This window comes from Nitrospirota bacterium (assembly GCA_040757595.1).
Taxonomy (GTDB): domain Bacteria; phylum Nitrospirota; class Nitrospiria; order Nitrospirales; family Nitrospiraceae; genus JBFLWP01.
Map to the genome: position 1 here is coordinate 100,433 of JBFLWP010000006.1, position 15,530 is coordinate 115,962.

The following is a 15,530-nucleotide window of genomic DNA, read 5'->3' on the forward strand; positions in this document are numbered from 1 at the left end:
CCAGGCATGCGTGAGCGGCGCTGGGAGTCCCGGGGCAGGCTGTCGTTCGCGGAGGCCCTCGCCGTGGGCGAGCGGCTGGCCGGCCTGGGCCTGGAGCCGGTCACGCCGGAGCGGGACGTCATCTGTTACATCGAGGACTGGACCGTCGCGACGCCGGAGGATCTGGACCGGCTGGACCCCTGGCCGACCGAGGAAGTCACGCTGGTCCATTTCAGGGAGAAATGGCAGGGGGACTTCTTCCTGCTGGCCGGCGGCTACCACACGGTCTATCAGCGGTACCAGGGTGTCGGGACCTACTGTTCGGTCAGCCATCCCTGGCTGATCCGCCAGCCCCTCCGTACCCACCTTCCGCGCGCGATGTATTGGCTGGGCTTCCGCCACATGCACGGCTTCGTCCGCGTGCGCCTCCACACGGCCGAGGTCGTCACTCCCGGAGAGACCCGCGCGGACGGGCAGCGGGCGCTCTGGCTCGAGGAGCGGCAGCGGGCGTTCCAGGAGGCGATCGAGTTGCTCGGCCTGCCGGTGGACTGGCGGGTGGAGAAAGGCGGCGTCATCCTCCGCACGCGGGAGGACGGCGTGCCGTTCTTCTGCTCCTGGCCGGACGCCTTCGGGCCCTGCCAGTTCGAGTTCAATTCCTCCGACCCGTTCGAGTTTCTCGTCCCGGCCAGCCGCCTGGCCGCGACCTGGGGCAAAGAACCGGCGGCGCTGAGGGCCTATCTGACCGGCTTCTCCGAACAGGCGTTGGAAGAGTTCCAGGCGGTCGAGCCGGGGGCCGCCCTGGCCTATCGCTGCTCGACCCATTGCCCGTTGGATGAGCTGCCGGAGGTGCTGGAGGCGATCGCGCCGGCCGGCCGGCTCTACGTGACGCTCTGCGAGTTCCAAACGCGGAAGCTCCTGCCGTCCGGGGAAGAGGCCTCCGCGATCGTGGGCCTGGTCGGGGCCGACGGCGGCTTTCAGGTCGAGGCGCGGCTGAACCGCGCCCCGCTGCCGGAGGCCGAGATGTCCGCCTGGCTGGAGCGCCTCCTGGATCTTCGGATGGCGTATGCCCCTCTTCCTCCTTTTCCTTGATCGGCCTCACCGATGGTGCTGACTCGAGTCCGTGCCGCGCTCGCCAAGCCGTTCATGCCCGTCCTCTTTTTCTTCGGCGGGGTGACCTTTGACAGCGTCACGTTGACCCGCGTGGACCGTCTGCTGGACAACCTGGTCCTGTTCGCGTACCTGATCTGCCTGGGCGGTCTGATCGTGTTCACGGGCCGGGCCGCGCGGGCGGCACGGGCGGCCGAATCGCCCGGCAGGGTCGGGGAGGGGGCCAAGCCGGTCGTCGGCTCAGTCTGGCCTGCGCCGCTCGTCTCCCGCGCCCAGCCGTACGTTCCCCATGCCATCCAGTTCATCTTCGGCAGCCTCTTCAGCGCCTACACGATCTTTTATCTGCAGAGCGCGTCCCTGACCTCCACCGCGGTCTTTTTCGGCCTGTTGGTCGCCTTGCTCGTGGGGAACGAGTTCCTGCATCACGGGCGGGTCAACCTGCGGCTCCTGCTGGGGCTCTACGCCCTCGTCTGCGTCAGCTTTCTGACCTATTTCCTGCCGGTGCTGACCGGGCTCATGCACCCCGTCGTCTTTCTCCTCGGAGCGGTCCTGAGCGCGGGCCTCGTGCTCAAGGTCGCGCTCCTCATCCATCAAGGAACGGGTCAGGGGGACGCGGCCCGGCGTGAGGCCCTTCTCGCGGGCCTGCCGGGGGTCGGCGTCGTCGGCGTGCTCGTCGTCTTTTATTTTCTTAACTGGATCCCGCCGGTTCCCCTCTCGCTCCAGTTCGGCGGGATCTACCATCAGGTTACGAGGCAGGACGGGGACTACCGGCTGAGCTTCGAGCGGGGGGCCTGGTACCAGTTCTGGAAACGCGCCGACGATTCCTTCCACGGGGAAGGGCCCGCCTACTGCTTCACCGCCGTCTTCGCGCCGGGCCGGCTGCAGACCACCGTGTACCATCACTGGCAGCACCGGCCGGCCGGCGGGAGGGACTTTGCGACCACGGATCGGATCGCCATGCCGGTCTCGGGCGGGCGGGAAGGGGGCTACCGGGGCTCCACGGTCAAGCAGCGGGTGGCGCCAGGGGACTGGCGGGTGGATCTGGAGACGGCCCGCGGCCAGATCATCGGCCGCGTCAGCTTCCGGGTGGAGGAGGCAGGGGAGGAGTCCCCGGCTGAGTTCGTGACCATCGTCCGTTGACGGTGCTGGACTTTCCCCTCTCTCTCGCGGTACCCTCTGTGGGGTTTTCCCGCGAGGAGCTCGGCGATGCTTGATCGTCTGCTCATGCGGTTGGTCGTTTCGGTCGTGCAGGGGACGACAGTCTGCCTGCTGATCCTTCTCCCTGCCTCGCCGGAGGCGCATCTGCTCAAGGTGAGGGAGGAATCCTATGCCGGCGCCAACGGCAAGGCCCGCGTGCTGCAGCAGGGCAACGCCATTGCCCATTACAATCAAGGGGTTGCGCTCCAAGCCAAGGGCAACCTGGCCGGCGCGATCGGCGAGTATCGAGAAGCCGTGCGGCTGAAGCCCGATCTGGTGGACGCCCATTACAATCTCGGACTGGCGCTGGCTGCCTCGGGTGACCTGACCGGCGCCATCGCCTCGTATCGCTCCGCCGTCCAGCACAAGCCGGGTTTCGCCGCCGCCCACCATGCGCTGGGCGTCGCCCTGGCCATGAAGGAGGATTGGGTGGGGGCGATCGTCGAATACCAGGCGGCGGTGCAATACCAGCCCGATCTCGTCGCGGCCTATCAGGGACTTGGCGCGGCGCTCCATGCCAAGGGCGATTTCGACGGCGCGATCGCCCAATACCGCTCGGCGTTGCGGCTGAATCCCGATCTGGTTGAAGCGCGCTACGACCTCGGCCTGGCGCTGCAGGCCAAGGGAGACCTCGACGGCGCCATCGCGGAGTACCGCATGATGGTCCGGCAGCGTCCCCGGAGCGCGCAGGCCCACTACAATCTGGGGCTGGTGCTGCACGCCAAACGCGATCTGGACGGCGCCATCGCGGAATACCGCGAGGCGCTTCGGCTGCGGCCGACCGACCCGGCGGCCCACCACAATCTGGGGCATGCCTTGCAGTCCAAGGGCAACCTGGCCGGCGCGGAGGAGGAATACCAGGCAGAGATCCACCTCAAGCCGGACGATCCCCAGGCCCACCACGACCTGGGGGTCGTGCTGCAGGAAGAGCACAATGCGGACGGCGCGATCGCCGAGTTCAAGGCCGTGCTGCGGTTGAAGCCGGACTTCGCCCTCGCCCATTACAATCTGGGCGTCGCGCTGATGTCCAAGTCGAAGCCGAGCGAGGCCGCCCAGGAATTCCGCAAATACCTGAAGGCGGCTCCCGACATTCCCGCCAACCAGGCTTCGATCGAGCGGGCCCGCTCCCTCCTCCGCGTCCTGGCGCAATACGAGGACGAAGCCAAGAACGGCACCCATTGAACCGTCCGTCTATCCGCTTCGACTTGCCCTGGACTTTTTCTCGCCCGAGCGATACCCTCTTGTCGGCCTGCCGGAGAAAGGACGGCCTGCGATGCGCCTAAGAGGGATGCTCTACCTGCTGCTGCTCCAGACCTCGTTGACGCTGGCCTGTCTGCTCGCCGTCTCGCCGGCCGCGGCCGAGGTGCGCATGATCTCCGCGACCGGTGAGTACCGGATGGGGGACAACGACACCAAGACCGATGCCAAGCGCCTGGCCCTGCTGGATGCCAAGCGTCTGGCGCTGGAGCGGGCGGGCACCTACCTGGAAGGCGTAACCCAAGTGAAGAATCTCCAGATCACCACGGACGAGCTGCGAGCCTACACGGCCGGGATCGTGGAGGTCGTGGAACAGGCGACGCGGACCGAGCACGAGGGGGAGACCTCGATTGTGCGGGTGGACGTGACGGTCAAGGTTGACACCGAAGTCGTCGCACGCCAGATCGAATCGTTGCGCAAGCGCGAGCATGCCAAGGAAGAGCTGGCGCAGGCCCGCGAAGAGAACGAGCGGCTGCGGCAGGAAGTCGAGACCAAGACGAGGGAACTGGCGGCCCTCAAGTCCAAGACCGGGGCCGAGGCCCTGCTCAAGGAACGGGAACAGATGCTCACCAAGCTGGACGCCAACGACCTGGTGGTGCAAGCCATGAGAGTTCCGGCCGGCTCCCGCGACGGGCTCCGGAATGGGGAACCCGCTTCCAAGCAGGACCGGGCCGCGAAAAAAGCGTTGCTCCAACAGGCGGTAGCCTTGGACCCGACGAATCCTCGGGCGCACGCGACCCTGGCCCGTCTTCTGCAAGTAGAGGGCGACCAGGACGGCGCCATCCGGGAATACCGGGAAGCGCTGCGGCTGAAACCCGGTCTTGCCCGAGCCCACGCAGGGCTGGGGCAGGCCCTGCTGTCCGCTGGTCGCAAGGACGAAGCGGCGCGTGAGTTCCGGATCTTCCTCCGCACGGTGCCCCAAACCCCGGAAAACGAGCGGCTGATCGTGCTGGTGAAGAAAAAGCTCCGCGAGCTGGGCTACCTCGATCTGCCCGCCGCCAGGCCCCAGGGGCCTCAGCAGGGGTTTCCCCAGGTGGAGCGGCCGGAAGGCCCGCCTCCGCCCATGCCGCCGCCCTTCCCCCCGCCGCACTTCCCTCCGCCTGGCCGGTAGGCCTTGCTGGCAGCACAGAGCTCTTTCAAGCTCCGCCCGCCGACTTTAGGCCCTATGTTGCGGCTGTCTTGATTCCTCCTTGTTCTCAGCCTATCATGTAGTCTCACTTGAAACTATGGAGGAGCCAGGAAGTTTGCGAATGTCAGGGAGTTGAAGGCGAAGACTTCTGAAATACTGCGGGCGGTCGAAAAGGGGAACACGGTCCTGGTGACCACGCATGGGCGAGCGTGACCAGGCCGCAGCGATCATGCACAGTCGTGATGGGATTCTGGAGCGCAGTTGGCTCATCATGACGCCCGTCAGCGCGGGTGAATGTACAGACATGCTGACGAACGGACGGTTGCCAACGATTTCAAGGTTGGCATAAAGCGATCACTGAAAGATGCGCGTGGCATTGACCAATCAGCGTGATCGGCTACATTGGATTAACAGAAATAAAGTCAGCACATATGACCGCCAAGAAACCATCCAGCAAGCAGCAGGCACCCCGAAAGGCAGCCCGCGCGTCGCAGCGCGATCGGCTGCGGCGGCGGGTGGCGCTTCAGAAGAAGGCCCTTCGGGCTCTTGTCGGCATTGGCGCAAGCGGCTTCACCGATATTAGCCGCGAGCACGATACCTACCCGCACAAGAAGGCTTGAGGCCGACCGCCTTTTTTCTTCGAACCTCCGGTTTTGTTTGCTCATCCACGTTCTAGCTCTATTCGATCAGGCCCAAGCGTCTCGCGTCGGCGTGATCCCATTTGACCGCTTCGAGCACGCTCTTGAGCGTTTTGCGCGTGAGGGTGTCGCTGCCATGGTGGTAATGCACAACGGTCAAGCGTCCGTCTGGATGGGCGTAGATTCGCGAGCCGGTTTGCGTGGATCGCCGAAGCGTGAAACCATCACGCTCAAGCGCGCGGATGAGTTGGCTGACGGGAAGATTTCTTAGCAGGTGGACGAGACTTCCGGTCTCGTTCATACCACGACGGCAAGCGCCGGCGTTTCAATCACTTCGCCATTCGGGGGAGGAGTTGGTATCGGGCGGCCTGCTTCGCGAAGAGTGGCGATATAGGCTTCGATGGCCTCCTGTAAGGCCTTCACGGCCTCCTGCTGTGTGTGTCCCCAGGTCGCGCAGCCGGGCAGCGAGGGAACCACAGCGCTCCACCGACCGTCTTCTTCCTGCTCGACTTCGATCGGATAGATATACGTTTTCATGCCTCGATTCTAGAAGTCAGGCGGAGGGCTGTCAAGAATCCGAAGCAGATGTGAAAAACCTGCGACCTGCTCCTTATTTGTCCCGCTTCGTCGTGTGCTGGAAGATGCACTTGGGGCAGGTGTAGTGGATGAACTTCCCGCGCGCCACGAGCCGCTTCACCATCGGCACCTTGCACCAGGTGCAGGTGCGGTCGGGCAGGTCGGCCAGGGCGGCCTGCGGATCGGGCTGTGAGATCGGCGCGGTCGGCATGGCTGCATTCTGGCGGATGGCTCTTCCGGTTGTCAACGTGAGCCCTGGCGATCGCGGACGTTGCAAGTCCCCGGTCAATCCGCTAGACTGCCGCGGCGTGCAACCGCAGACCGTCAAAGAATTCTTCCGGCTCTTGCCGGAGAAGCTGGATGCAGAGGCGGCGGAAGGGGTCTCGGCTGTCTATCAATTCGACCTGAGCGGGCCGGACGGCGGCCAGTACCACCTGACGATCAAAGACGGGGCCTGCTCGGTGCAGGAGGGAATCCATCCGGCTCCGCACGTGACCTTCTCAATGTCGGGCGAGGACTGTTTGGGGGTCCTGGGCGGGCGGCTTGACGGGCCCTCGGTGTTCCTCTCCGGCCGCCTCCGGATTTCCGGCGACCTGGGCCTCGCGATCCAGTTGAAGTCCCTGTTCCCCTCGGTGCGCTAGCCTGCTCCGTCAGCCTCGGACGGGGCTCTCCGCCAGCGCCTCGGATTCCCTCGGCCAGTCGGTCCTGGCCGGCTCCCCGTTCGTCTTCATCTCCGGATCCGCCTTGCGCGGGAACCGCTCCTCCAGGATCAGGTACAGGGTCGGGATCAGGAACAGGGTCAGGACCGTCGAGACCGTAAGGCCGCCGATCACGGCGCGGGCCAGGGGCGCGTTGGTCTCGCCGCCCGTGCCGAGCCCCAGCGCCATGGGCAGCAGGCCGAAGACCGTCGCGAGCGAGGTCATGAGGATCGGCCGCAGCCTCGTCCGCGCCGCCTTGACGACGGCTTCGCGCAACGCGATCCCGCGCCGCCGCAGCACGTTCGTGTAGTCCACGAGCAGCACGCCGTTGGAGACCACGATTCCGAGCATCATGATGACGCCCATGAACGAGGTGGTGGACAGCGTCGTGCCCGTCAGGAACAGCATCAGGATCACGCCGGGAAAGCCCATCGGGACCGAGAACATGATGATGAAGGGGTCCAGCAGGGATTTGAACTGGGCCGCCATCACCATGTAAACGAGCAGGAGCGCGAGCACGGAAGCGAAGATCAGTCCCTGAAAGGTCTCCCGCTGTTGCTGGATCTGTCCGGTCAGCCGGATGCTGAAGCCGGGCGGGAGCTGCAAGTCCGCGAAGCGTGCTTCCAATTCCTCCGCGATGGCGCCAAGGTCCCGGTCCACCGGATTGGCCGTGATGTGGACGATCCGCTGGAAGTATTTCCGCTCGATCTGGACCGGGCCGGCGTTCAGGTGGACCGCCGCCACGTTCTTGAGCAGGACCGGCTCGCCCGTCCGGCTCGTGAGCAGGATGTTGTCCAGATCCGTCAGGTCCTTCCGATACTCCTCGGCCAGCCAGGCGCTGATGTAGTACTCGTTCCCGTTCTGTGGGTCGGTGTAGATGATCGGGTCGGTCTGCCCGTTCCCGTTCAGCGAGAACAGCACCGCGTTGGCCACGTCGGTCTCGCTGATCCCCAGCAGCGCGGCCTTCTCCCGGTCCACCGTGATGTCGAGCTCGGGATAGTTCTCCTCCCGGCTCGCCTCGATGTCGGCGAGGCCGTGGACCTGGTGCATGACCGTCTCGACCTGCCGGATCACCCCGCGGGCCTTCTCCAGGTCGTAGCCGTAGATCTCGACGTCCACGGACTTCTGGGACCCGAAGCTCACGATGCGCTTCACGAGCCCGCCGGGGTCGAAGAAGACCGCGACGCCGGGGAAGAGCTTCAGGACCTTCGGCCGCACCTCGTTCATGATCTGGACCTGGCTGCGCCTCCGCTGATCGGGCGGCTTCAGGTACACGGAGATCTGGGAGGCGTGAGGGCCGGTGTTCCGGTTGAAGAGGGACGACCGGCCCTGGGTCGTCACCCCGGTGCTGGACACGACGGTTTCCAGCTCCTCGGGCGGGATCGTCTCCCGGAGCACCCGCTCGATCTCCGCCACCTGCTGCTCGGTCTTCTCCACCCGCTGGCCCACCGGCGCGCGCACGTAAATCCTGAACTGGCTCTCGTCGGTCACCGGCAGAAACTCGGTGCCGATGAAGGGCAGCAGGGCCAGCGAGGCGGCGAAGATCGCCACGATGGTCCCGATCAGGACCTTCTTGTGGCCCAGCGCCCAGCTCAGGGCCTCCTGGTAGCGGGCATCGAAGGCCTCGTACCTTCCGGCGCTCCATCGCATGAGCCGCGCGAACCAGGCCGGCATGTGCGTGTGGGCCTCCTGCTCCGGCTTGAGAAACTTGTAGCAGAGGGCCGGCGTGACCGTGCGCGAGATGAAGAACGAGGTGAACAGCGCGATCGCGATCGTGAACGTGAGAGGGATGAACAGGAGCTTCGCGATGCCGATGAGGAAAAAGATCGGCAGGAACACGACCACGGTGGTGACGGTGGAGGCGAAGATCGGCATGGCCACCTCACGGGCCGCCTCCAGCAGGGCCTCCCACTTGGTCGGGACCGCGAGGTCGAGCGGGGCCTCCGGGTTCAGCTCCCGCGCGGCCGCCTGCACCTCCTCCCAGCGCCGGCGGCTCTCGTTCAGGTGGCGCTGGATGTTCTCCAGCTCGACGATCGAGTCGTCCACCAGCCGGCCGATGCCCAGCGCCAGCCCGCCCAGCGTGAAGACGTTCAGGGTCTGCCCGCTGAAGTAGAGGACGATGAACGTGACGAGGATCGAGAGCGGAATCGCGACCGAGATGATCAGCGTGCTGGTCAGGTTGCGCAGGAAGATCAGGATCACGGCCGCCGCCAACAGGGAGCCGTGCAGGGCCTGCTCGATCAGGTTCTTGATGGACTGCCTGATGTAGACGGACTGGTCGAAGGAGACGCCCAGCTTCACGTTGGGCGGAATGCCGATCATCTTGGGGAGTGCCTGCCGGAGCGCGTCCACAACCTCGACCGTGTTCGCGGTGGGCTGTTTGTTCACGCGCAGGTAGACCGACCGCTGGCCGTCCGTCCGGACGATGTTGGTCTGAATGTCCGAGGAGTCCGTGACCGTGCCGAGATCCCGCACCCGGACCGGCTGGCCCTGCGGCGTGACCTTGACGATCACGTCGTTGATCGGCTCGACGGTCCTGAACTGGTTGTTCGTGAAGACGTTGTAGTCCAGGGTACCGGCCTTGATGTCGCCGGAGGGGAGGATCAGGTTGGAGGCCTTGACCTCGCGGACCACGTCCAGGATCGAGAGCCCCCGGGCCTGGAGCAGGGCCGGGTCCAGGTTGATGTTGATCTGGCGGATCTTGCCCCCCTCGACGGTGGCGGCCGCCACGTTCTGGATCTGCTCGATCTGGGGCGCGATCACGTTGTAGGCCAGGTCGTACAGCGCGCGCTCGTCCATGTTGGTGCCGGACACGGTGACGAGCGCGACCGGGATGTTCGAGAGGTCGAACTTCACGATGAAGGGCTGGAGGACGCCGGGCGGGAGCTGGTTGAGGATCTGGGTGACGCGCTGCATCACCTCCATCTGCCCGACGTTGATGTCGGCGCCCCAGTTGAACCAGATCTGGACCGCCCCGATCCCGTGCTTGGCGAAAGACTCCACGTGCTCGACGTTCGAGGCGGAGCTGACGGCCTTCTCGATCGGATAGACGACGCTCTGCTCGATGTCGAGCGGGGGGGCCCCCTTGTAGATCACGCCCACGAAGGCGACCGGCACCTGGATGTTCGGGAACAGATCCACCGGCAGGCGGTCCAGGGACGTGGCACCCAGCACCACCATGGCCAGGGAGAGCATCAGGATGCCGATGCGGTTTCTGAGGGCGAGGAGAGTCAGCCACATAATTAGAGTGTGATGGGTGACAGGTGAAGGGTGACAGGTGAAGAACGATCAGGTTGGGGTTGACACATCACGCCTCACCCATCACCCTTCACGTTTTACTGCTGGAAGAGGGCTGGCCTGCACGCTGGTCCCGTCGGTGACCAGGTCCTTGCCGGAGAGGATTACCTGCTCGGCGCCGGTCAGCCCCTTGGTGATCTCGATGCGCGTGCCGGCCCGCACGCCGACCTCCACCGGAACCTGGTAGGCCTTCCCCTCGCGGACGACGTAGACGTACTGGCTTTCCTCCAGCCGGGTCAGGGCGTCGATCGGGATCTGCACGGCGCTCGGGTGGAGGCCGACGATCAGCTCGACCCGGGCGAACATGCCGCCCTTGAGGGCCAGGTCGGGGTTCTCCAGGTCCACCTCCACGGTCATCGTGCGGGTGCCGCGATTCAGGGCCTGCACGATCCGGGTGACCTTGCCCGCGAACACCCGGTCCGGGTAAGCCTCGGCGCGCACCTCGGCCTTCTGGCCGATCTTGACCAGCGGCACGTCCTTCTCCACCACCTCGATCATGATCCGGACCGTGTTGATGTGGTGCAGGGTCAGGATGCCGCGGGACATGGTCGAGGTGCTGGCCGTCGAGCCGGTGACGTAGGCGCCGGGGTCCAGGTTCCGCTCGGCGATGTAGCCGGCGAAGGGCGCCCGGATGTACGAGTAGGAGAGGTTCGTCTCGGCCTGCTGCAGCGCTACCTCCATCTGCTTCACCTGGGCCTTGAGCGACTCGATCTGGGCGACCGCCGTGTCGTAGTTGACCTGCGCGTTGTCCAGGTCCTGTTGGGACACGAACTGGTCCTTGATCAGCTTCTCGAACCGGGACAGGGTCAGCTTGGCGTTCCGGATGTTCGCCTCCTGGCGCAGCACGTCCGCCCGCGCCGCGGCCAGGTTGGCCTTGGCGCGGTTCACCGCGTGGACGTAGTCGGTGTGGTCGATCTCGACGAGCAACTGGTTGGCCTTCACGAAGTCGCCCTTGTCCACGTGCAGCTTCGCGATGTAGCCGTCCACGCGCGAGAACACGTTTACCTGCTGGAAGGGCTGGATGTCCGCGGTGAAGGGCAGGCGCACGTCCAGATCCTGGCGGAGCGGCGTGACCGTGCCGACCGTGATCACCCGCCCCTTGCGCCCGTCGCCCTTGGCGCTGCTGTTGGTCAGACGGAACAGCACCAGCCCGGTCAGCGCCAGGACCAGGATGACCAGGAACGTCAGGCCCGGATGTTGCCGGAGACGGTTCATGAGAGCGCGTGCCTCGCCTTTCTGCCGACCAGTTTCAAATGCCGCGGCCTCGCGCGAATGCCGTCCAGGAACAGCGAGACGTAGGCGGCGACGCTGTCTTCGGGGGTCCGGTGCTCGCGGACTCTGAAGATCTCGTGCAGCAGCCGGTGGTGCGCGACCATGCCCATGAAGGCGCGGGCGGCGAGGAGCGGGTCCACGCGCTGGAAGGCGCCGTCTTCGACGCGCTTGGCGATGTACCCGGCCAGGTAGTCGTAAAACACCCGGTGCTGGTTCCGGAAGAACATGTCCGAAAGATCGTGGCCCTCCAGCGCGCTGAACAGGAGCAGCCGGAGCAGCGTCGGGTCGGACGCCCGACGGATCCGGTGGCTCGCGATCAGCGTGAACACGCGGTGGTCGTTCCGCTTGCGGGCCGCCGCCTCGACTGCGGCCAGCAATTGAGAGAGGGGGGCTTTCTCCGCCAGGATCGCGGCGTAGAGCGCACGCTTGGTGGGGAAATGTTTGAAGAGCAGGGCCTCGCTGATGCCGGCCGTCCTCGCGATCTCCCTGGTGGTCGTCCCCTTGAACCCGTTGGCGGCGAAGAGCGCCGCTGCGGCCGCGATGATGCTGGCCTGGCGCTCGTGTCCGGAGGGTCTGGCGGCGCGCTCGATCGGCTTGGAATGGCGCACGGGCTTCATCGGAGGCCTCGGTGAGTGAGTGGTTACTCACCACAGCCTAACACGGCGTGAGGGCCGCGGCAAGCGGGGGCGAAGTCCGTTTACATCCCGCCCATGTAATCCAGGAACTTGGCCGCCAGGGTGCGGCTCTCGATGAAGAGGACGCCGCGCTCCTGCCGCACGTCGAAGGTCAGGTTGACCTCCGTTTCCGTCCCGCGCCAAGTGAACTGGTGGTTGCCGCTGGCCGCGATCTGGCCGGGCGTCAGGTCGAGGGGACCGTACTGGGCCTGCAGATAGGCGACCAGTTGCTCGTGCGCCCGCTTCCCGCGGTACCGAACGGACACGCGCGCGAACTGGTTGTCGATCGAGAAGAGCTTCATCGAATCCACGGGCGTGCCACCCAGCGTGGGCGGCGCCTGTTTCAGTTCGAATTCCTTGACGCGTTCGTCGGAGAACGTCAGGGTCAGGCCGGAAGACTCGGAAAGCGGGGCGCCCCAGGCAAAGTCCCGGAAGCCCTTGGGGTCGTTCAGCATCGAGACCGCAAGGACCGGCGTGGCGACGAACAGGCCCAGACACAGAACGGACAGGGACGCCGGCGCGACGGGCGGAAGGCTCGATGAGGGGGCAGCTTCCATGGCAACCGTCTTTCACCGGATCGAGGGGAGCTGGCCGCGGGCGGCACGCCCTCGCTCAGTACCCGGATCCCGTATCGGACAGAAAATCATTGAACCGCGGCGAGAGGGTGCGGCTTTCGATGAACAGGTACCCGCGCTCGCCTTTGGCCTCGAAGGTCAGATTGACCTCGGTTTCCGGCCCGCGCCAGTTGAACTGCTGGTTGAGCCCGCGGACCATGGAGCCGGGAGCCCGCTCCACCGGCCCGAACGCGGATTCCAAATAGGCCAGCACCTGGGCGTGCGTCTGGCTGCCCCGATAGCGGATCGTGACGCGGCCGAACTTGCCGTCAATGACGAACAGCCTCAGGGATTCCACCTTCGCCTGCCCGAGCGGCGGGGGGCCCTGCTTCAGGTCGTACCCCTGTACGCGGTCCATGGACTGGGCCAGGACCAGATCCGGCCGGCCGGCCAGGGGCGCGCCCCAGGGGATGCCGTTGAACCCTTGGGGGTCGTTGACGATCGTCGCGCTGGCGAGTGCCCGGGCGGGCGCCGTTGCGGCAAGGAGGAGGAGAAGGGCAGCGATCCAGGCGTCCCGCTTCATGGTGTGATCCCGACTGCCGGGGCTCAATGCGTGGGGTCACACCCTAGCATGAGTGCGCCCGGCTGCACAACCGGTCCCGGTCGCGCCCGCGCCTTGTGCGGCTCCCGCCGCTTGGCTATAATGCGGCCCGCTTCACGGTCCGGCGGTGCGCGGGAGGAACGGGTGATCGAGAGCGACGACTTCGTCCGGACCCTGCAGGACATCGGGTTCGACTTCTTTACCGGCGTGCCCGACACCTTTCTGGCCGGCATCATCGCCACGCTGCTCGAGCGACGCCTCTTCGTCCCCGCGGTGCGCGAGGATGCGGCGGTGGCCATGGCCGCCGGGGCGTACATGGCCGGCAAGGTGCCGGCGGTCCTGATGCCCAACGCCGGGTTGGGGCGGTGCCTGGACACGCTGGTCTCACTGAACCTCGTCTGCCGACAGCCCTGCCTGCTCCTTGTCTCCTGGCGCGGGTTCCAGGGGAAGGACGCCCCCGAGCATCTCGTCATGGGGCAGACCGTGACGCAGCTCCTCGACACGGTCCGGATCCCGCACCGGACGCTGTCGGAGCCGACCGCCCAGGACGACCTCAACTGGGTGGCGCAGACCTTCATGAAGGCCCGCGTTCCCGTGGCGCTGCTGCTCAAGAGCGGAGTCGTCCGCGGGCTGCAACCATGAAAAGCGTGACGCGTCGCTCGTGATGCGTGAAGCGTCTGAAACGAGAGACGAACGACGAACGACGAGGGACGAAGAATGAGGCCGGAAGAGGGGACGATGCAGAGCCGGGCGCGGGCGATTCAGACGCTCCTGGACCTGCTCACCGATCAGCCGGTCGTCGTGTGCAGCGGGTTCCCGTCCCGCGAGACGTTCAAGCTGCGGGACCGGCCGACGCACTTCTACATGGCGGGGGCCGTGGGCACGGCCGCGGCGGTCGGGCTGGGGGTGGCGCTGGGCAAGCCCGGGAAGAAGGTCGTGGTGCTGGACGGGGACGGGAACGTCCTGATGGGGCTGGGCACGCTCGCGACGGTCGGGGCGCTGGCGCCGAAGAACTTGATCCACGTGGTGCTGGACAACGAGGTCTACGGCGGCAGCGGCAACCAGCCGTCGCTCTCGCGGGTGGTGCGGCTGGATCAGGTGGCCAAGGCGGCCGGCTACGCGAACGTGGAGCGGGTGCGCGAGCGGGAAGACCTCGCCTACGAGTTCAAGACCATGCTGACCGCGGACGGCCCCAGCTTCCTGCTCGTGAAAGTGAACGAGCTGGCGGAGGACGTCGGCCCGGTCCCGCTCGAGCCGCCCCAGATCACCGAGCGATTCCGAAAGGCGATTGAATAGCGTCGCTCGTGAAGCGCGGACTGACGCAGGAACACCGGAGTTTTCCGCTGACGAGAGACGCTTCACGCTTCATGATCAACGAGGTGAACTTGTGATTTTACTCACTCCCGGTCCCGTCAACGTCTCGGAGCGGGTACGCGCAGCCCTGCAGGGAACGGCCATCGGACCCCACGAGGCCGAATTTGCGGAGCTGGTCCACGGCATCAGACAGAAGCTGCTCCGGGCCTTCGTGCCGGGAGCCGAATCCGACTATACGGCGATCGTCCTGACCGGCTCGGGGAGCGCGGCCGTGGAAGCGGCCCTGCTCTCCTCCCTGCCCCACGGGAAACGCGCCCTCGTCATCAACAATGGCCCTTATGGGGAGCAAATGGCCTCCATCGTGGGGGTCCACCGGCTGGGGGTGGCGGAATACAAGCTGGAGCTGGGGGCCAAGTTCGACCCGGAGCGGCTCCGGCTCGCGCTGCGGCAGCATCCGGAGGTCCACGTCGTGGCCATGGTCCACCACGAGACGAGCACGGGCCAGCTCAATCCGGTCAGGGAGATGGCGGAGGTGGCGGACAGCCAGAACCGCGTGTTCCTCGTGGACTCGGTGGGCGGCCTGGGCGGAGAGCCGCTGGACATCGCCGGCTCGCACCTCTACATGGTCGCCGGGGCGGCCCACGTGGGCATCCAGGGATGGCCCGGCGTCTCCTTCGTGCTCGTACGCAAGGGGTTCATGGAACGGATGAAGAGCTATCCCAAGCGTTCCTGGTACCTGCACCTGCCCCACTACTACGAGGACGAGGAGCGGGGCACCATCCCGTTCACGCCGGCGACGCCGGTCTATGCGGCCTTCCACGAGGCGCTCGCGGAGCTGCTGGAGGAGGGTGTGGCTGCGAGGACCCAACGGTACAGGAAACCGACCGCGATGCTCCGCAAGAAGCTGGGCGAGCTGGGGCTCAAGCCGCTTCTGCCGCCAGAGCACCAATCCGGGACGCTCACCGCCTGGCATCTGCCGCCGGGCCTGACCGACGAGCTGCTCCGCACTCGCTTGAAGGAACGGGGCTACGTGATCCCGCCCGGTCAGGGCTCGCTCGCCGGCAAGATCTTCCGCGTGGCCACGATGGGCGCGCTGACCGATCAGCAGATCGAGGGGTTTCTCACGGCCTTCCAGCAGGCGCTGGAATCGGCCGCCGTGCGTCCTTAGACGATCGGGGCCTTCCCGCCGGCATCGATCGCAACCTGTGCTGAGGCTGATCCTCTTCTTGCCCGGCCT

At 66.1% G+C, this 15,530-nt stretch carries 18 protein-coding genes; 10 read left to right on the top strand and 8 right to left on the bottom strand.

Annotated elements, in window-relative coordinates; translation table 11 throughout:
• Nucleotides 1–6: 6 nt before the first annotated feature.
• From AB1411_07680 to AB1411_07705, 6 genes are all read left to right on the top strand, one after another.
• Nucleotides 7–1,068 (top strand): hypothetical protein, encoded by a 1,062-nt coding sequence (locus AB1411_07680; GenBank protein MEW6543475.1) that lies wholly within the window; start codon nucleotides 7–9, stop codon nucleotides 1,066–1,068.
• 12 nt (nucleotides 1,069–1,080) lie between these two features.
• On the top strand, nucleotides 1,081–2,226 hold the full coding sequence (locus tag AB1411_07685; protein ID MEW6543476.1) for a DUF2914 domain-containing protein: 1,146 nt from the start codon (nucleotides 1,081–1,083) through the stop codon (nucleotides 2,224–2,226).
• Nucleotides 2,227–2,292: 66 nt separating this feature from the next.
• Complete coding sequence (locus AB1411_07690) at nucleotides 2,293–3,465, top strand: tetratricopeptide repeat protein (GenBank protein ID MEW6543477.1); 1,173 nt, start codon at nucleotides 2,293–2,295, stop codon at nucleotides 3,463–3,465.
• A 91-nt stretch (nucleotides 3,466–3,556) separates the two neighbouring features.
• On the top strand, nucleotides 3,557–4,651 hold the full coding sequence (locus AB1411_07695) for a tetratricopeptide repeat protein (GenBank protein MEW6543478.1): 1,095 nt from the start codon (nucleotides 3,557–3,559) through the stop codon (nucleotides 4,649–4,651).
• Nucleotides 4,652–4,801: 150 nt separating this feature from the next.
• Nucleotides 4,802–4,882: a type II toxin-antitoxin system prevent-host-death family antitoxin gene (locus AB1411_07700; protein ID MEW6543479.1), complete on the top strand. Its 81-nt coding sequence runs from the start codon at nucleotides 4,802–4,804 to the stop codon at nucleotides 4,880–4,882.
• Between the two features lie 176 nt (nucleotides 4,883–5,058).
• Nucleotides 5,059–5,289: a hypothetical protein gene (locus AB1411_07705; GenBank protein MEW6543480.1), complete on the top strand. Its 231-nt coding sequence runs from the start codon at nucleotides 5,059–5,061 to the stop codon at nucleotides 5,287–5,289.
• Between the two features lie 58 nt (nucleotides 5,290–5,347).
• Here AB1411_07705 and AB1411_07710 read toward each other — a convergent pair whose 3' ends face one another.
• From AB1411_07710 to AB1411_07720, 3 genes are all read right to left on the bottom strand, one after another.
• Entirely contained in the window at nucleotides 5,348–5,608 is a 261-nt protein-coding gene (locus AB1411_07710; GenBank protein MEW6543481.1) for a type II toxin-antitoxin system HicA family toxin, read from the bottom strand.
• Nucleotides 5,605–5,844 (bottom strand): type II toxin-antitoxin system HicB family antitoxin, encoded by a 240-nt coding sequence (locus AB1411_07715; protein MEW6543482.1) that lies wholly within the window; start codon nucleotides 5,842–5,844, stop codon nucleotides 5,605–5,607. Before AB1411_07715 ends, AB1411_07710 begins: the two co-directional genes overlap by 4 nt.
• 73 nt (nucleotides 5,845–5,917) lie before the next feature.
• Nucleotides 5,918–6,094 carry a hypothetical protein gene (locus tag AB1411_07720; protein MEW6543483.1) on the bottom strand — a complete coding sequence of 59 codons (177 nt, stop codon included), beginning with the start codon at nucleotides 6,092–6,094 and terminating at the stop codon, nucleotides 5,918–5,920.
• A 97-nt stretch (nucleotides 6,095–6,191) separates the two neighbouring features.
• Between AB1411_07720 and AB1411_07725 the strand changes: the two genes are divergently transcribed.
• Nucleotides 6,192–6,524 carry an SCP2 sterol-binding domain-containing protein gene (locus AB1411_07725; GenBank protein MEW6543484.1) on the top strand — a complete coding sequence of 111 codons (333 nt, stop codon included), beginning with the start codon at nucleotides 6,192–6,194 and terminating at the stop codon, nucleotides 6,522–6,524.
• A gap of 9 nt (nucleotides 6,525–6,533) precedes the next feature.
• On the opposite strand, the gene AB1411_07730 is transcribed toward AB1411_07725, so the two are convergent.
• From AB1411_07730 to AB1411_07750, 5 genes are all read right to left on the bottom strand, one after another.
• A complete protein-coding gene (locus tag AB1411_07730; GenBank protein ID MEW6543485.1) occupies nucleotides 6,534–9,821 on the bottom strand; it encodes an efflux RND transporter permease subunit in 3,288 nt (1,095 codons plus the stop codon).
• An 81-nt stretch (nucleotides 9,822–9,902) separates the two neighbouring features.
• Nucleotides 9,903–11,093, bottom strand: a complete 1,191-nt coding sequence (locus AB1411_07735; GenBank protein MEW6543486.1) for an efflux RND transporter periplasmic adaptor subunit — start codon at nucleotides 11,091–11,093, stop codon at nucleotides 9,903–9,905.
• A complete protein-coding gene (locus tag AB1411_07740; protein ID MEW6543487.1) occupies nucleotides 11,090–11,758 on the bottom strand; it encodes a TetR/AcrR family transcriptional regulator in 669 nt (222 codons plus the stop codon). Before AB1411_07740 ends, AB1411_07735 begins: the two co-directional genes overlap by 4 nt.
• Before the next feature lie 89 nt (nucleotides 11,759–11,847).
• Nucleotides 11,848–12,381 carry a hypothetical protein gene (locus AB1411_07745; GenBank protein ID MEW6543488.1) on the bottom strand — a complete coding sequence of 178 codons (534 nt, stop codon included), beginning with the start codon at nucleotides 12,379–12,381 and terminating at the stop codon, nucleotides 11,848–11,850.
• A 55-nt stretch (nucleotides 12,382–12,436) separates the two neighbouring features.
• Nucleotides 12,437–12,961 (bottom strand): hypothetical protein, encoded by a 525-nt coding sequence (locus tag AB1411_07750; GenBank protein ID MEW6543489.1) that lies wholly within the window; start codon nucleotides 12,959–12,961, stop codon nucleotides 12,437–12,439.
• 162 nt (nucleotides 12,962–13,123) lie between these two features.
• Between AB1411_07750 and AB1411_07755 the strand changes: the two genes are divergently transcribed.
• The 3 genes from AB1411_07755 (at nucleotide 13,124) to AB1411_07765 (ending at nucleotide 15,461) form a co-directional block, all read left to right on the top strand.
• Nucleotides 13,124–13,621: a thiamine pyrophosphate-binding protein gene (locus AB1411_07755; protein MEW6543490.1), complete on the top strand. Its 498-nt coding sequence runs from the start codon at nucleotides 13,124–13,126 to the stop codon at nucleotides 13,619–13,621.
• A 75-nt stretch (nucleotides 13,622–13,696) separates the two neighbouring features.
• Nucleotides 13,697–14,275 carry a thiamine pyrophosphate-dependent enzyme gene (locus AB1411_07760; protein ID MEW6543491.1) on the top strand — a complete coding sequence of 193 codons (579 nt, stop codon included), beginning with the start codon at nucleotides 13,697–13,699 and terminating at the stop codon, nucleotides 14,273–14,275.
• A gap of 91 nt (nucleotides 14,276–14,366) precedes the next feature.
• Nucleotides 14,367–15,461 carry an aminotransferase class V-fold PLP-dependent enzyme gene (locus AB1411_07765; protein MEW6543492.1) on the top strand — a complete coding sequence of 365 codons (1,095 nt, stop codon included), beginning with the start codon at nucleotides 14,367–14,369 and terminating at the stop codon, nucleotides 15,459–15,461.
• Nucleotides 15,462–15,530 lie beyond the last annotated feature (69 nt).

Coding starts and splice junctions, on each gene's coding strand:
- AB1411_07685 (MEW6543476.1), top strand. CDS start 1,081: ATGGTGCTGACTCGAGTCCGTGCCGCGCTCGCCAAGCCGTTCATGCCC.
- AB1411_07720 (MEW6543483.1), bottom strand. CDS start 6,094: ATGCCGACCGCGCCGATCTCACAGCCCGATCCGCAGGCCGCCCTGGCC.
- AB1411_07715 (MEW6543482.1), bottom strand. CDS start 5,844: ATGAAAACGTATATCTATCCGATCGAAGTCGAGCAGGAAGAAGACGGT.
- AB1411_07730 (MEW6543485.1), bottom strand. CDS start 9,821: ATGTGGCTGACTCTCCTCGCCCTCAGAAACCGCATCGGCATCCTGATG.
- AB1411_07680 (MEW6543475.1), top strand. CDS start 7: ATGCGTGAGCGGCGCTGGGAGTCCCGGGGCAGGCTGTCGTTCGCGGAG.
- AB1411_07750 (MEW6543489.1), bottom strand. CDS start 12,961: ATGAAGCGGGACGCCTGGATCGCTGCCCTTCTCCTCCTCCTTGCCGCA.
- AB1411_07745 (MEW6543488.1), bottom strand. CDS start 12,381: ATGGAAGCTGCCCCCTCATCGAGCCTTCCGCCCGTCGCGCCGGCGTCC.
- AB1411_07690 (MEW6543477.1), top strand. CDS start 2,293: ATGCTTGATCGTCTGCTCATGCGGTTGGTCGTTTCGGTCGTGCAGGGG.
- AB1411_07695 (MEW6543478.1), top strand. CDS start 3,557: ATGCGCCTAAGAGGGATGCTCTACCTGCTGCTGCTCCAGACCTCGTTG.
- AB1411_07760 (MEW6543491.1), top strand. CDS start 13,697: ATGAGGCCGGAAGAGGGGACGATGCAGAGCCGGGCGCGGGCGATTCAG.
- AB1411_07735 (MEW6543486.1), bottom strand. CDS start 11,093: ATGAACCGTCTCCGGCAACATCCGGGCCTGACGTTCCTGGTCATCCTG.
- AB1411_07710 (MEW6543481.1), bottom strand. CDS start 5,608: ATGAACGAGACCGGAAGTCTCGTCCACCTGCTAAGAAATCTTCCCGTC.